The 14,703-nt window shown below is 65.6% G+C and carries 16 protein-coding genes; 7 read left to right on the top strand and 9 right to left on the bottom strand.

From position 1 onward, the window contains the following. Nucleotides 1-88 precede the first annotated feature (88 nt). Nucleotides 89-1,465 (bottom strand): class I SAM-dependent RNA methyltransferase, encoded by a 1,377-nt coding sequence (locus J3S28_RS28710; protein ID WP_307796916.1) that lies wholly within the window; start codon nt 1,463-1,465, stop codon nt 89-91. Beyond that, nucleotides 1,462-3,483 (bottom strand): APC family permease, encoded by a 2,022-nt coding sequence (locus J3S28_RS07090; protein WP_207839161.1) that lies wholly within the window; start codon nt 3,481-3,483, stop codon nt 1,462-1,464. The genes J3S28_RS28710 and J3S28_RS07090 overlap by 4 nt, the downstream gene beginning before the upstream one ends. A 130-nt stretch (nt 3,484-3,613) precedes the next feature. On the opposite strand from J3S28_RS07090, the gene J3S28_RS07095 reads away from it, so the two are divergent. Then, complete coding sequence (locus tag J3S28_RS07095; RefSeq protein WP_207839163.1) at nt 3,614-4,282, top strand: potassium channel family protein; 669 nt, start codon at nt 3,614-3,616, stop codon at nt 4,280-4,282. 25 nt (nt 4,283-4,307) lie between these two features. Beyond that, the gene (locus J3S28_RS07100) at nt 4,308-4,979 is read left to right on the top strand and encodes a potassium channel family protein (RefSeq protein WP_084838482.1); all 672 of its coding nucleotides are present in this window, start codon (nt 4,308-4,310) and stop codon (nt 4,977-4,979) included. Here the strand turns inward: J3S28_RS07100 and J3S28_RS07105 are convergent. Together J3S28_RS07105 and J3S28_RS07110 are read right to left on the bottom strand one after the other, a co-directional pair. Then, nucleotides 4,954-5,604: a DUF3159 domain-containing protein gene (locus J3S28_RS07105; protein WP_207839560.1), complete on the bottom strand. Its 651-nt coding sequence runs from the start codon at nt 5,602-5,604 to the stop codon at nt 4,954-4,956. The genes J3S28_RS07100 and J3S28_RS07105 overlap by 26 nt on opposite strands. A 114-nt stretch (nt 5,605-5,718) precedes the next feature. After that, complete coding sequence (locus J3S28_RS07110) at nt 5,719-6,090, bottom strand: OB-fold nucleic acid binding domain-containing protein (protein WP_084838484.1); 372 nt, start codon at nt 6,088-6,090, stop codon at nt 5,719-5,721. Between the two features lie 110 nt (nt 6,091-6,200). On the opposite strand from J3S28_RS07110, the gene J3S28_RS07115 reads away from it, so the two are divergent. Continuing rightward, nucleotides 6,201-6,920, top strand: a complete 720-nt coding sequence (locus J3S28_RS07115; protein WP_207839165.1) for an alpha/beta fold hydrolase — start codon at nt 6,201-6,203, stop codon at nt 6,918-6,920. A 25-nt stretch (nt 6,921-6,945) separates the two neighbouring features. Here the strand turns inward: J3S28_RS07115 and J3S28_RS07120 are convergent, their stop codons facing one another. Next, on the bottom strand, nt 6,946-7,791 hold the full coding sequence (locus J3S28_RS07120; protein ID WP_207839167.1) for a DUF3710 domain-containing protein: 846 nt from the start codon (nt 7,789-7,791) through the stop codon (nt 6,946-6,948). A gap of 3 nt (nt 7,792-7,794) precedes the next feature. Beyond that, nucleotides 7,795-8,256, bottom strand: coding sequence for a dUTP diphosphatase (gene dut / locus J3S28_RS07125; RefSeq protein WP_372435968.1), 462 nt, complete (start codon nt 8,254-8,256; stop codon nt 7,795-7,797). Between the two features lie 73 nt (nt 8,257-8,329). Here dut and J3S28_RS07130 point away from each other — a divergent pair, with 73 nt between their 5' ends. Then, a complete protein-coding gene (locus J3S28_RS07130) occupies nt 8,330-8,854 on the top strand; it encodes a DUF3093 domain-containing protein (protein ID WP_237341270.1) in 525 nt (174 codons plus the stop codon). A gap of 74 nt (nt 8,855-8,928) precedes the next feature. On the opposite strand, the gene J3S28_RS07135 is transcribed toward J3S28_RS07130, so the two are convergent. Then, nucleotides 8,929-9,228, bottom strand: a complete 300-nt coding sequence (locus tag J3S28_RS07135; RefSeq protein ID WP_020107433.1) for a DUF4193 domain-containing protein — start codon at nt 9,226-9,228, stop codon at nt 8,929-8,931. 426 nt (nt 9,229-9,654) lie between these two features. Here J3S28_RS07135 and cei point away from each other — a divergent pair, with 426 nt between their 5' ends. Further along, nucleotides 9,655-10,335 carry an envelope integrity protein Cei gene (gene cei, locus J3S28_RS07140; RefSeq protein ID WP_207839175.1) on the top strand — a complete coding sequence of 227 codons (681 nt, stop codon included), beginning with the start codon at nt 9,655-9,657 and terminating at the stop codon, nt 10,333-10,335. Nucleotides 10,336-10,360: 25 nt separating this feature from the next. On the opposite strand, the gene J3S28_RS07145 is transcribed toward cei, so the two are convergent. Further along, on the bottom strand, nt 10,361-11,221 hold the full coding sequence (locus tag J3S28_RS07145; RefSeq protein WP_307796918.1) for an inositol monophosphatase family protein: 861 nt from the start codon (nt 11,219-11,221) through the stop codon (nt 10,361-10,363). Nucleotides 11,222-11,438: 217 nt separating this feature from the next. Between J3S28_RS07145 and ppgK the strand changes: the two genes are divergently transcribed. Both ppgK and J3S28_RS07155 read left to right on the top strand, forming a co-directional pair. Beyond that, entirely contained in the window at nt 11,439-12,233 is a 795-nt protein-coding gene (gene ppgK, locus J3S28_RS07150; protein ID WP_307796919.1) for a polyphosphate--glucose phosphotransferase, read from the top strand. Nucleotides 12,234-12,374: 141 nt separating this feature from the next. Beyond that, nucleotides 12,375-13,757 (top strand): RNA polymerase sigma factor, encoded by a 1,383-nt coding sequence (locus J3S28_RS07155; RefSeq protein WP_207839176.1) that lies wholly within the window; start codon nt 12,375-12,377, stop codon nt 13,755-13,757. A 33-nt stretch (nt 13,758-13,790) separates the two neighbouring features. Here the strand turns inward: J3S28_RS07155 and J3S28_RS07160 are convergent, their stop codons facing one another. Beyond that, nucleotides 13,791-14,675, bottom strand: coding sequence for an alpha/beta fold hydrolase (locus J3S28_RS07160; protein ID WP_207839177.1), 885 nt, complete (start codon nt 14,673-14,675; stop codon nt 13,791-13,793). Between the last annotated feature and the right edge of the window lie 28 nt (nt 14,676-14,703).

The following is a 14,703-nucleotide window of genomic DNA, read 5'->3' on the forward strand; positions in this document are numbered from 1 at the left end:
TGTCCTCTCAGGTGGGCGGCGTGGCGGACGAACCACCGGGCTGCCGCGGTGCACCCGCCGGGCTGCGGCGGATGCGTGGCTACCCAGTCTACGGACCCGTGGCCGGAGCGGAGGACGGGCGCAGCAGTGCGATCGCCTCCAGGTGGTGGGTCAGCGGGAACGCGTCGAAACCGAGAAGTGTGACCACCTCGTACCCCCCACGCATGTAGTCGCCCAGGTCACGTGCGAACGTCGCGGGATCGCACCCGACCGCTACGACGTAGGACGGGGCTGCGGCGACCACCTGCTCGACGACCGCGCGACCGGCGCCTGCTCGCGGTGGGTCGAGGATCACCACGTCCGGCGTGGGCAGAGTGGCGAGCGAGGTTGCCACGTTGCCGCGGTGCACCTGCACCCGGTGATCATCGGCGAACGTTTCCTGCGCCGCGGCGACCGCTGCGGCGTCCGCCTCGACGATGTGGACCCGAGCGGTTCCTCGCGCCTGGTCGTTCTCGTCGATCACGGCACCGGCCAGAACTCCCGCGCCACCGTACAAGTCCCACACGACCACCGATCGCGGTAACCCCGCGTCTCGCAGCAGGGTTCGAACCGCAGTGCTGTACCCGGCGGCGGCATGACGGTGGGCCTGCCAGAAGCCGGTGATGGGCAGGTCCCAGCTCCGTCCGGCGACAGTGCGCCGCACGGTGGGTCCACCCTCGAGTATCGACTCGTCTCGAGCGGCTGAACGCTGGGCGCGGTCGCGCTGAACCTTGCGCCTGCCCCCGGAAGGTGTTCGGGTGCGACGTGCCCTGCGCACATCGCCGGCCGGGGTGAGGCCGGCGATCGAGGCGATGTGCCGAACCCCGTCGTCCCCCGCGGTGACCACCAGGTCGGCCCCGGGTTGCAGATCTTCGAGGAGGTCGATGCCGTCGAGCAGACCCGGAATGGGTTGCGCGCAATCGAGCCGGCGGATCACCGAGTGTGATTGATGAGCATGCATTCCCGCGACACCGGCGCTGTCGACGATCAGCCGTTCACGGACTCGCCACCCTGTCTCGGGCTGATCCCCTGCGGCGGCGTCGAGCGAGAGCATCTCGCCATCCCACCGCACCCCACCCATCCGACTCAGCAATTCTCCGAGCACCCCCGCCTTCAGCTCGCGCGCGTGAGCTCCCGTTGTGTGAGAAAGATCGCAGCACCCGGCGCCGCCACCGGGCGCGCCAGCCGGACAGGCCGCGTCGATGCGATGTTCCGACGCCTCGACGATCTCGGTGATCTCGGCGCGGACGAACCCCTTGCCCCGATCCTCCGACACGCGCACCCTCAGCCGCTCACCCGGTAGGGCATGGCGGACGAACACCACTCTGCCGTCATGGCGTCCGACGCATACGCCACCGTGCCCGAGCCGTTCGGTGGCGAGCTCGAATTCGCTACCGAACCAGCTGTTTTCGTTCGTTCGCGGACGGGATTCCGGTATGCCGGTCACTGCGGATCATTTCGTTCGCCGGGCAGCGTTCCCACACCACGGCGGGTGTCTCCCGGGGCAATGTAAGCGCGGTCGCGTTTGCGTCGATCAGACGAACTCAGCTGCCACGGGACGGACGTCACCATCACCCCTGGTTCGAACAACAATCGACCCTTGAGTCGCAACGCGGATTGGTTGTGCAGGATCTGCTCCCACCAGTGCCCCACCACGTATTCCGGGATGAACACCGTGACCACATCACGCGGCGACTCGCGTCGTAATCGGCGGACGTAATCGATGACCGGTCGGGTGACCTCTCGGTATGGCGATGCGATCACCTTCAGCGGCACTGTGATGTCACTGTCTTCCCATTGCGCCACGAGCTTCCGGGTGTCGCGGTCGTCGACGTTCACCGTCACCGCTTCGAGCGTGTCGGGACGCGTCGCACGGGCGAAGGCGAGCGCACGCCGACTCGGCAGATGCAGGGTCGAGACCAGCACGATCGAATGGGTACGACTCGGAAGTACGGCCTCGTAGTCGGAATTGTCCAGCTCTGCCTGCACCGACGCGTAGTGGCGGTGAATGAGTTTCATCATGCCGAAGATGGCGACCATCGCGACTATCGCGATCCACGCCCCCGCCAGGAACTTCGTGATCAGGACGATGATCAACACCGACCCGGTCATCAGCAGGCCGATGGTGTTGATGATGCGGGATCGGATCATTCGCGCTCGCGCGCTCGGATCGCGCTCGGTCTTCAGATGCCTCGTCCAGTGCTTCACCATCCCGATCTGGCTCAGGGTGAACGACACGAAGACCCCGACGATGTAGAGCTGGATCAGAGCAGTGACCTCGGCACCGAAGGCCACGATGAACGCGATTGCCGCGGCCGCCAAGAACAGAATCCCGTTCGAGAAGGCCAAGCGGTCACCGCGGGTGTGCAATTGTCTCGGCAGGTAACGATCTTGGGCCAGCACCGAACCCAGCACCGGGAATCCGTTGAAAGCGGTGTTCGCGGCCAGAACGAGGATCAGTGCGGTGACCACGGTCACGAAGTAGAAGCCGGGCGTGAATCCGCCGAACACCGCGTGGGCAATCTGTGCGATCAGCGACTTCTGCTCGTATCCCTCCGGCGCGCCGAGTAGATCCTTGGCTGGGTTCGAGACGTATTTCACGCCGATTTCCTTGGCCAGGAGGATGATCCCCATCAAGAGGACAATTGAGATCGAGCCCAGCAGCAACAGCGTCGTCGCGGCATTACGGGACTTGGGCTTCTGGAATGCGGGCACTCCGTTGCTGATCGCCTCGACCCCGGTCAGCGCGGCGCAACCGGACGAGAAGGCCCGCGCGATCAGGAACACGAAGGCGATCCCGATCAGGTGGTCCTGCTCCGCCTTGATCTCATAACCCGCCGTCTCCGAGTGGATGTCGTCGCCGAAGACATAGACCCGGAGAAACCCCCAGGCCAGCATCACGACCATGCCGACGATGAAGGCGTAGGTGGGAATGGCGAACGCGGTCCCCGATTCGCGTAGTCCACGCAGGTTGATCGCGGTGAGCAGGACGATGGCGAAAACGCAGAAGAGCACCTTGTGGGTTTGCACGAACGGCACAGCCGAACCGATGTTCTCCGCCGCAGACGCGATCGACACCGCCACGGTCAGCACGTAATCGACGAGCAGCGCGCTTCCCACCGTCAGTCCGGCTGTCGGCCCGAGGTTGGTGGTGGCAACTTCGTAGTCGCCACCGCCGGAGGGGTAGGCGTGCACGTTCTGTCGATAGCTGGCCACCACGACCACCATCACCAGCGCGACGGCGAGACCGATCCAGGGCGTATAGGTGTAAGCGGACAATCCGGCCACCGACAGGACGAGGAAGATCTCCTGGGGGGCGTAGGCGACTGATGACATCGCATCCGAGGCGAACACCGGGAGCGCGATCCTCTTCGGCAGCAACGTATGACCGAGGGTGTCACTTCGGAACGGCCTGCCGAGAAGCAGTCGTTTTGTCGCCGTAGAGGCCTTGGACACCTTTGACACCAGGCAAACAATAGGGCCTGCCGTGCCGTATAGCTACGTGGGTGGCGGTAGCGTTCACCAGAGTTCCTAGACGCGCCGGAGCGAAGCTCAACCAAACGGCCGGCCCGGATGATTTCAGCGAGGAGTTTCCATGCGTGTGGTGGTGATGGGATGCGGCCGCGTCGGCGCGAACCTGGCCCTGAAATTGCAGACCGCGGGCCACGACGTCGCAGTCATCGACCGGGATGCGACCGCCTTTCGCCGGCTACCCGACGACTTCGGCGGCGCCACAGTCAAGGGTGTCGGATTCGACCAGGAGGTCCTGCGCCGCGCGGGAATCGAAGGCGCAGACGCGTTTGCCGCGGTGTCGTCCGGCGACAACTCGAACATCATCGCCGCTCGGGTCGCGCGGGAGACCTTTCACGTCCCCAAGGTCGTCGCGCGGATCTACGACGCCAAGCGTGCGGCCGTCTACGAGCGACTGGGCATCCCCACGGTCGCGACCGTCCCCTGGACCACCGACCGGTTCATCTCCGCGCTCGGCGAGGCCGATGCCGACGAGGTCGCCTGGACGGAGCCGTCAGGAGAGGTCGCGATCGTCCGGTTGACCGTCCACGAGTCGTGGGTGGGAACATCGGTGACGCTGTTCCAGGAGAACACCGGGTCTCGGGTGAGCTTCATCAACCGGCTCGGGCTGCCCTTGCTCCCCGGGCCCAAAGCGGTTCTGCAGCAGGATGACCAAGTTTTTGTCGCGGCGCTCGTCGATAATCTCGAGAAGGTCCGCTCGGTCGCCGCCGGTGTCGCGCCCGAGTCCGACTGACCACCGCAGAACGTAGGAGAACATGATGAAGGTCGCCATAGCCGGTGCCGGCGCGGTGGGACGGTCGATCGCGCGCGAGCTGATCGCCAACTCTCACGACGTCCTGCTGCTCGAACGCAACCTCGACCACATCGACGAGGAATCGGTGCCCGGTGCCCGGTGGGTCAGCGGCGACGCCTGCGAACTCGACAATCTCGAGCGGGTCCAGCTGCACAAGTTCAACGTCGTCATCGCGGCGACGGGCGATGACAAGGCGAATCTCGTCGTCAGCCTGCTGGCCAAGACGGAGTTCGCCGTCGCCAGGGTGGTCGCGCGGGTCAACGACCCCCGCAACGAGTGGTTGTTCGACGAGGACTGGGGCGTCGATGTCGCCGTCTCCACACCGCGAATGCTCGCGTCGCTCGTCGAAGAAGCGGTGTCTGTAGGCGATCTCGTCCGATTGATGACGTTCCGTCAGGGTCAGGCCAATCTGGTGGAGATGACCCTCCCCGACAACACCCCGCTGGCCGGCAAGCCGGTCCGCAAGCTCAAATTGCCCAGGGATGCCGCGCTCGTGACGATTCTGCGCGGTGGAAGGGTGATAGTCCCCGTACCCGACGACGCCGTCGAGGGTGGGGACGAATTGATCTTCATCGTGCCCGCCGAGGCCGAAGCCCAATTGCGGGCAGCGATCATCGAACCGGCGGCTCCGGCGTGACGGTGTCATCCTCGGGGCCGGGTTTCTCGCTCACGGGGCCGGTTTCGTCGCTGTTTTCGTTCTTCTGAGCCCAACGGACGAGCAGTACCGTGGCGACGACGGCGACCGCGGTCAGCGGCCATCCCATGGCGATACGCGCCACCGCGAGCGCACCGGTCTGATCGTGGTCGTAGAGAAACGACTGCACCAGGTACCGGACCCCGAACAGTACAGCCCAGATCGCGGTGGCGATGTCATATGCGAGCAGGGTGCGACGATGCTTGCGCCAGGCTGTTCCGTTGCCGTTCAGCGCATTCCAGATGACCCCGACGAGCGGCCACCGCACCAGGATCGACAGGACGAACACTCCCGCGTAGAGCAGAGTGGTCCAGATCCCGAAGAGGAAGAATCCCTTGGCATCCCCGGTCCGATGGGCGATGAACGCGCACACCCCGACTCCGATCACACCCGAGATCGCCGGCTGGATGGGTTCGCGCCGGATCAGGCGGACGACGAAGATCAGCAATGCCACGCCCAATGCGGCGTAGATCGCCACCGTGAGATTCCACAGCGAGTTCGCCGGTACGAACACCACGATCGGGACCGACGAATAGATGAGCCCGGAGACCCCGCCCATCTGCTCCATCACCGTGAGTGCGGCGGGCTCACCATCGACTGTCCCGCGGCCATCACCGGGTGACTCGGGACCGCCGTCGCCGGACGACTGCGGACCCGCTCCCTGCTGCGCTCTCAAATCAACTCAGCTCTCACCGAGCAACTCGTAGTACGGATTGAACATGATCTTGTGGCCGTCGTGTTCGCCGATCCGGCCACGAACCGTCAGGGTGCGGCCGGGCTCGATACCGGGAATGCGGTTGCGGCCGATGAACTTGAGGGTGACGACGTCGGTGCCATCGAAGAACTCGGCGACGATTCCCGTCTTCATACTCTTCGAGCAGGTCTGCACCGAGCGCAGCTCACCGTGCATGGTGACCTCGTCTCCGGCGGAACAGTCGCAGGCACGTTGGGCACCGGTCTGCTGGGACTGCTGCGAGATCGTCTCGGCGTCGAGCTGCTCGAGGTCCTCGGTCAGCCTGCGGGTGAGGCGTTTGAGATATCCGCCTGCAGTCATTGCGCTACGCACCTTCCCGATCGCTCGGGCTAGTAGTTGTCACGGGTCTGTGCTCACGCCAGCGTAGACCTCTGTCCACCCGACTTCCACCCGCGATGCAAGATCATTCCATGCCGCAACACCAACCGTCACCTCCGACCCGCAATGCCGGCGAACGGGTGATCGTAGCTCTGCCCGGAACGGGCTCGGACGCCGACTTCGCGGCGCGGGCGTTTGCGAACGCCGACCTCAGGGTCGTCGCGGTCGATCCGGACGGTGATGGTCTGATCAGCGGTTATCGCCGCGCACTCGACGACGCGGCGTCGAGGTGGGGCACGATCGTTGCGGCCGGGGTATCCCTTGGGGCCTGCGTGGCCGTGCAGTGGGCGATCGACAATCCGCAGCGCTGCGCGGGCGTGCTGGCAGCACTACCCCCCTGGGTGGGCGATCCCGCAACCGCACCGGCAGCACACAGCGCGCTCCTGACGCTCGACCTCCTGCGCCGGCGGGGTCTCGACGAGACGATCTCGCAGATGCAGGCGGGCAGCCCACGGTGGTTGGCCGCCGAGTTGAGCAGATCGTGGCGTGCGATCGGAGATCAGCTCGAGCCGGTGCTCGCCGAGGCCTCGAGTTACCACGCCCCGACTGCGGAAACGATCTCGCAGCTGCGGGTTCCGCTCGCGATCACCGCAGCCACCGACGACCCGGTTCATCCTCACGCGGTCGCACAGGTATGGCGAACGCATGCCCCGATTGCGACACTCGCGGACATCACCCTGGCCGAGCTCGGCGAAGATCCTTCGATCCTCGGCCGCCGGGCGCTCGACGGCTGGCGGTCGCTCGACTCGTGACGACCCGACCGGGCCACTGACAGCGCTAGCGTTGCGGACGGTTGCGCAGCTGCTGCATCGCCGAGCCGCTCGAGACAGGCCCGGCCTTCTTCTCTACGGGTTCGGCGGCGGGCGCAGGATCAGGCGCAGGCGCCGGGGGTGGCGTGCCCTGAACTCGGACGGTGGCCTGCGCGGATTGTGCCTGCGCCCCACTGTCATTCGGTGCGGGCGCGGCCGATGCGGCCATCTGACCCGACTCGGCCATCTCCTGCTGGGCTGCGGCAACCTGCTCGGCGAGTACGGGGGGCAAGACGATCGGCAACGGAGTCCGCGGCGGGTGCGGTTCGTCGCCACGGCGAACGACCGTCTCACTGACCACCGCGCGAGCCACCTTCGCCAGCGCTTCGGCCCCTGCAGTCGGCGCACTCGCCACGGCGCGGATCATCCATCGCGAGCCATCGACGCCGATGAACCGATGGACTCCGCCGGGTACGGTGGCCACGACCTCACGGCCCCAGAACCCCGTCTCGATTGCGGTCTCGGCACCTTCGGTCTTCAGTGATTCGGTCAATTCGACGACGACCTCACGCCACTGCCCACTCGATTTGGGCGCTGCGAAGGCGGCGACGGTGATGCGTCCGTGCGGAGTGACGAGATAGACCGACTGCGGCTGATGGTCCGCGGACATCTCCACCGTCACCTGACCGCCTTCGACGACCGGAACCAGCACGGATCCGAGGTCGAGGTGGGAGTTCTCGAAACGGGATTCGGGCGCCAGGTCTCCGATGTCGTAAGGCCCTTGGCCGCTACCGATCACCTGTGGTTCGGATTCCTCGGGCGCGCTCGACGCACTCTTGCCGCCTCTGCGGCCTCGACCTCGCTCGCGTGCCATCTCTCAACTACCCTCCGGCGCGAGTGCGCCCAATATTGCGTGTCCGCCGCTGGAGCCGTACCCGCCGGCCCCTCGACTCGTGTCGTCCAACTCGTCCACCTCGACGAATTCCGGCAACTCGACCCGTTGCACCAGCAACTGCGCGATGCGGTCCCCCCGGCTGATCGAGATCGGGGTGTGCCGGTCGAGATTGATCAAACAGACCTTTATCTCCCCGCGGTATCCCGCATCGACCGTGCCCGGGGTGTTCACGATCGACAGGCCGGCACGCGCCGCCAGCCCGGAACGGGGGTGGATCAAACCCACCGTCCCCACCGGTAGCGCGATCGCGATCCCGGTCGGAACCAGTTGTCTCTCACCCGGTTCGAGTACCAGGTCCACAGCACTGGAGAGATCGACCCCGGCGTCGCCGGGGTGCGCGCGGGTGGGCACCGCGATGCCTTTGTCGAGACGCCGTAAAGCCACGGTCGATACATCGGCGGGGGTGCTGCCACGGTCGGTTGCCACACCGGAAGACTACGCTGGCGCCGTGCCACCTCTGCCATCACCCGACCCCGCCGGAGACTCGTCCGGCTCCCCGGCGACCGCTGCCCAGGGCCATTTCGACGAACGCCTCCACGTACCGCTGTGGTGGTGGCTCGGCGCTGTCGTGGTCACCGGGATCCTCGGTTACGAGATTCAGCTCTCGCTGCACGAGACCTCGCTGAGCTGGATCGCGTACGCGATTCTCACCCCACTGGTGATCTGGCTGCTGTGGTCGATGGGCCGAACCCGGGTGTGGGTGTCCGGCGACGAGTTGTTCGCGCACAAGGCGCATCTGCCGATCGCGATGATCGCCCGGGCTGCGGTCATCCCCGCGAGCGCCAAGAGCGCGGCGATGGGACGGCAGCTCGACCCGGCGGCATTTCTCGTGCACAAATTCTGGGTGAAGACGATGGTGTTGCTGGTACTCGACGATCCCGACGACCCGACTCCGTACTGGTTGGTCAGCACCCGTCACCCGGAAAAGCTCGTGGCCGCGCTGGGCTTGCCAGACGCGGCCACCGAGGCTTCGGGCCCTTGATTCTTGCCGCCGCGCCCCCACGCGGCTCGAGGTGAATCGGACTACTTTACGATTCGACCTCCCTCACCGCGCGATCAGGCGCAGTCGACGCAGATCCGGGAATTCCCGTTCTCCGTCGCCAGACGGCTGCGGTGATATACGAGGAAGCAACTGGTGCAGGTGAACTCGTCGGCCTGCTTGGGGATCACCCGCACCGACAGTTCCTCACCCGACAGATCGGCGCCCGGGAGTTCGAACGATTCGGCGGTGTCGCCTTCGTCCACATCAACCGAGGCCGCCTGTGCCTCACTTCGTCGCGCCTTGAGCTCCTCGAGGGAATCCTCAGAGACCTCGTCGGATTCGGTGCGCCGCGGCGCATCGTAATCAGTTGCCATAATTCCGCCTTATGTAGAAGCACCTGCGACTTCGGGTTCCCGATGTGAGCGGGTTCCAAAAGTCCCAACAAGCCGCGGACTTCCCCTTTTGCAAAGTCCGCGACAATGCCCTTGGGACAACGACCCATCGAGGGCTATTCGTTGCCGCTGCCAGGCATAGATTTTGTGATTTTCGCCACAGTTGATTGGTAGTCCGAATTTCAAGCTATCCAATCCGAGGCGGCCGAAGCCTAGCCCAGCTGCCCCTCAGAGTCAACAACAACACCGACACGAGAACATTCCCCGGCCGTCTGAACCGGGGCCGCGTCGCGGAGGCCACGCGACGACACCTGACCATCCGCCGCCGGTTGGCGCCGTCGGTGGGCGGCATGCGTTTACAGTTGACTCGCTCGTGCACATCTCCGGCGGAAGGCATCTCGAGAACCCATGGTTTCCCAGATCACCTATGGCTATCCCACCGATGACCGCGGCCGGCCCTTCCGCCGCCGGCGCTACCTGCCGGCGGTCATCGTCGCGGTGGTGCTCACGCTCATCGCCGCAGTCGTGTGGATCAGTGCGCTGTCGACCTCCGAGGCAACAGCTGCGCCCACCGATTGTCCGCCGCCTCCCGCACCCTCTGCGGCGCCCGATACTGCCGCGCCCGCCGTCGGGACCACGGCCGGCCGGGACGAGATGTTGCAGGTACCCCCGGCGGCTCTGGCGAGTTTCCAGATCCGCGTCCTGAACGCCACCGACGAGCAGGGCAAAGCACAGACCGTTCTCGACGATCTGACGTCCCTCGGCTTTCAGGCCGCGCCAGAGGCCGCGTACGGCGACGACACCCTCTACCCCGACCAGAATCTGGATTGTTTCGGGCAGATCCGCTTCGGCGATGCCGGAAAGGCCGCTGCCGCCGCAGTGTGGATCGCGGCCCCGTGCACCGAACTCATCAACGACGGACGGCCCGGCAACGGGGTGGACCTGTCGATCGGTGAACACTTCAGCGAGTCCGAGCAGAATCAGGACGCACTAGCAGTCCTCGACACCCTCCGTGCGGCCAACCCGCAGGACCCCAACACCGGAGCCGACCCTGCCGTCATCGCGGCAGTCCACGAAGCATCCTGCTGACGACGGTGACGAGAGACGGGCCCGTTCAGCCCGGGATCGGGTCCAACGCGCCGAGGCGGGCGAGCAGGGTGGTCAACTCGCTCGCGATACCCGGCGCCATCGCCAAGGTCACGTCCCCCTGGGTACTGCGCGAGGTTGCGTCGGGTATGCGCACCACGGCGCCCGCCTCCTCGGCGATCAACGAACCCGCGGCCCAGTCCCATGGGCTCAGACCGTGTTCGTAGTGGGCGTCCACGGCTCCGCTGGCAACCATGCACAGATCCAGGGCCGCTGAACCGATTCGCCTCACGTCACGAATGTGCGGTAACAGTGCGGCGATCAGCGACCCCTGGACGGATCGCCGCGTCGAGGCGTACCCGAAGCCGGTCGCGACCAGGGCCAACCCGACGTCGTCGATCCCGTTACAGGTCAATCTGACAGGACCACGCCCGTCGTCCGAGAAGGCACCGCCACCGCGCGTTGCCGAATAGGTGATCCCGCGCGCCACGTCGACCACGGCGCCGGCAACGGTCCGACCGTCCACCTGGGCACCGACCGACACCGAGTAGGCCGGGATGCCATAGAGAAAATTGACGGTGCCGTCGATCGGGTCGACGACCCAACGTACCCCCGCAGGGACGGCGATCGAGCCACCCTCCTCCTCGCCGAGGACGGCATCACCGGGACGCAGTTCTGCCAGCAGATCACGCAGTAGCGTTTCGGATTCCGTGTCGACGACGGTGACGGGATCTGTGTCGGTGCTCTTCGTCGACACGGCCTGCGGCACAGACCCTTCCGCGACATCAGACCCGAACACCTCCGGTCGTCGCGTGCGAACGTGGTCGGCTGCCTTCTCGGCAACCCGTACCGCGACGGCGGTCAGCTCTGCCGGATCTGTGGTGGACACCAGTACATGTGAGCACACGCCGCGCCGCCGCGCGGTGTCGACCCGCCCTCGCCGAGAGCGGACCAACCCGGCGCCGTCAGGGCGATGACGGGACATGGTTCGGCGACTGCCCAGACCGATCCGGCAGACGTCGCGCAGAACCGGCACCCGCTGACTAGCCTGAAAGACGACGCCCCATCGGGCGTGTGCCGTCACTTCGAGTTGAGGAGTTGTCCACGTGTCCAGTGAATCCGGGGTTTCCACCGAGTCCCTGCCCGACATCGCACAGCACGGATTCGGTATCGACGTCGGCGGCTCGGGGATCAAGGGCGGGATCGTCGATCTCGCCACCGGCGACCTCGTCGGAGAACGCTTCAAGGTACTCACCCCCCAGCCCGCGACCCCCGAGGCCGTGGCAGGCGGCATCCGCGAGGTCGTCGACCACTTCGATTGGAAGGGACCCGTCGGCGTCACCCTCCCCGCCGTGATCACCGGCGGCGTCGCCCGCACAGCGGCGAACATCGACAAGGGGTGGATCGGGACCGACGTCTACAAGCTGCTCGGAGAGCAACTCGGAGACCGGCAACTGTCCGTCCTCAACGACGCCGACGCCGCAGGCATGGCCGAGGACCGCTACGGCGCGGGCAAGGACTACAAGGGCGTGGTGATGCTCCTGACCTTCGGTACCGGAATCGGCTCGGCGATCATGTTCGGTGGCACACTCATCCCGAACACAGAACTCGGTCACATGGAGGTCGACGGGAAAGAAGCCGAACACCAGGCGTCGTCCAAGGTCAAAGAAGACAAGGACATGTCCTACACCAAATGGGCAGTCGAGGTGTCGAAGGTGCTGTCGGCCTATGAGGCCCTGTTCTGGCCCGAGGTGTTCATCGCAGGCGGCGGAATCAGCCGGAAGTCACACAAATGGATCCCGCATCTGACCAATCAGACGCCTGTCGTACCGGCGACTTTGCTGAATACGGCGGGCATTGTCGGGGCGGCTATGGCAGTGGAAGCAGGGTTACGCCCGTAGGTGCCGTTACAATGGCATCCAGGCCGGCCACCCCGGTCACCCCAAAGCCCCCAGCTTCGCCGAGTGAGACTCGGCGTGACATCGCCACCGCGACGTAAACCACCGGTGCGATGTCACGATAGATAGCCCGAAAGGTCGTACGTGGCAGCCACGAAAACCCGCCAAACCGAACCGGATACCGAGCAGTCGGAATCGGAGTCGGTGACAGCGTCGGCGCACAAGGCACCCGCCAAGAAAGCAGCCGCCAAGAAGGCGGCGGCCAAGAAGGCGCCCGCCAAGAAAGTTCCTGCAAAGAAGGCGCCCGCCAAGCGGCCGGTCAAGAAAGTCGACGGCGACGTCGTCGACGACGGCGGCCTCGACGAACCTTCGATCGACGAGATCGACGCGCCCGAGGACGAGTTGACCGAGGACGACGTCGCAGTGGTTGTCGTCGAGGACGAGGCAGACGCTGCCGGTCCGGCCGTCACCGCAGGCAAGACCAAAGGCAAGAAGGCCGACGAGGTCGAGGAGCCGTCCGCAGCGGACAAGGCGTCCGGAGATTTCGTCTGGGACGAGGACGAGTCCGAGGCGCTCCGTCAGGCCCGTAAGGACGCCGAGCTCACCGCTTCCGCCGATTCGGTTCGCGCGTACCTGAAGCAGATCGGCAAGGTCGCCCTGCTCAATGCCGAGGAAGAGGTCGAACTCGCCAAGCGGATCGAGGCCGGCCTGTTCGCCACGGAACGCATGCGCCGTATCACCGAAGCGGGCGAGAAGCTCACCGTCGCGCAGCGTCGCGATCTGTCGTGGATCTCCCGCGACGGTGGCCGTGCCAAGAACCACCTCCTCGAGGCGAACCTTCGTCTCGTCGTCTCGCTCGCGAAGCGATACACGGGCCGTGGGATGGCGTTCCTGGACCTCATCCAGGAGGGTAACCTCGGTCTGATCCGCGCCGTCGAGAAGTTCGACTACACCAAGGGCTACAAGTTCTCGACGTACGCGACCTGGTGGATTCGCCAGGCCATCACCCGTGCCATGGCCGATCAGGCCCGCACCATCCGCATCCCGGTACACATGGTCGAGGTGATCAACAAACTCGGCCGTATCCAGCGTGAGCTGCTCCAGGATTTGGGACGCGAACCCACTCCTGAAGAGCTCGCCAAGGAGATGGACATCACGCCGGAAAAGGTACTGGAGATCCAGCAGTACGCGCGCGAGCCGATCTCCCTCGATCAGACGATCGGTGACGAGGGCGACAGCCAACTCGGCGACTTCATCGAGGATTCCGAGGCCGTTGTCGCCGTGGACGCAGTGTCGTTCACGCTGCTCCAGGATCAACTTCAGTCCGTGCTGGAGACGCTGTCGGAGCGTGAGGCCGGAGTCGTGCGCCTGCGCTTCGGGCTCACCGATGGCCAGCCGCGCACCCTGGACGAGATCGGACAGGTGTACGGGGTGACGCGCGAGCGCATCCGGCAGATCGAATCGAAGACAATGTCCAAACTGCGCCACCCCTCACGGTCACAGGTCCTGCGCGACTACCTGGACTGATTTATTTCCTGACCGAACCGACAAAGGTGCCGACTACTCGTCGGCACCTTTGTCGACGGCGGAGGCCATCCAGTCGAGAAGGTCGTCACGCACCTCGCCGCGGTTGATCTCGTTGAGGATCTCGTGTCGGGCGTCTTTGAACACCCGCACCGTCACGTCCTCAAGGCCACCCGCGCGAAAATGGGCTGCCAGCAGATCGACCAGTCCCCCACCTCCGTTCACCGGGTCACGGTCGCCGACAGCGATGAGAATCGGCAGATCGGCTCGGATCGTGGCCACGGCGGCGGTCTCTGCGATCCGGCGCGCGGCGACGAACATCTCCCGGCCCGACTCCTGATCGATTCCGAAACCACAGAGCGGGTCGGCAACATACGCGTCCACGACCTTCTCGTCCCTGGACAACCAGTCGAAGTCGGTGCGGGCAGGTGCGAACGGCGCGTTGAACATAGACAAGTCCAGCTCGGCATCCAGGTCCAGGGCCGGTTCGAGCCCGTCCAGCGCCGCAGTGCCACTGAGAACCACGGCATCGACCTTGGCACTCCCACCGTCGAGCAGGAACTGCTGCGTCGCGAAAGACCCCATGCTGTGGGCGAGCAGGATCAGCGGCAGATCCGGGAACTCGCCGCGCGCCGTGTCCACGACGCGCCCGATGTCGGAGACGAGTCCGGCCCAGCCGTCCGGGCCCAGATCCCCGAGTTCACGCCCGGACAGCTGCGATCGACCATGACCGCGGTGGTCGTAACCAAAGACCACATATCCGTCGTCGATGAGCGCCTGGGCGGTCTCCTCGTACCGCCCGATGTGCTCACCCATGCCGTGTACGAGCACCACCACGCCGACCGCTTCCGACGCGGGATCCCAGCGAACCGCTGAGATCCGGACGCCGCGACCTGCCGGGACCGTGAACTCTGATGACATGCGTTTCCTCTCGAGAAGCCTCCGTGCG

This window comes from Williamsia soli (genome assembly GCF_017377795.1).
GTDB classification, from domain to species: domain Bacteria; phylum Actinomycetota; class Actinomycetes; order Mycobacteriales; family Mycobacteriaceae; genus Williamsia; species Williamsia soli.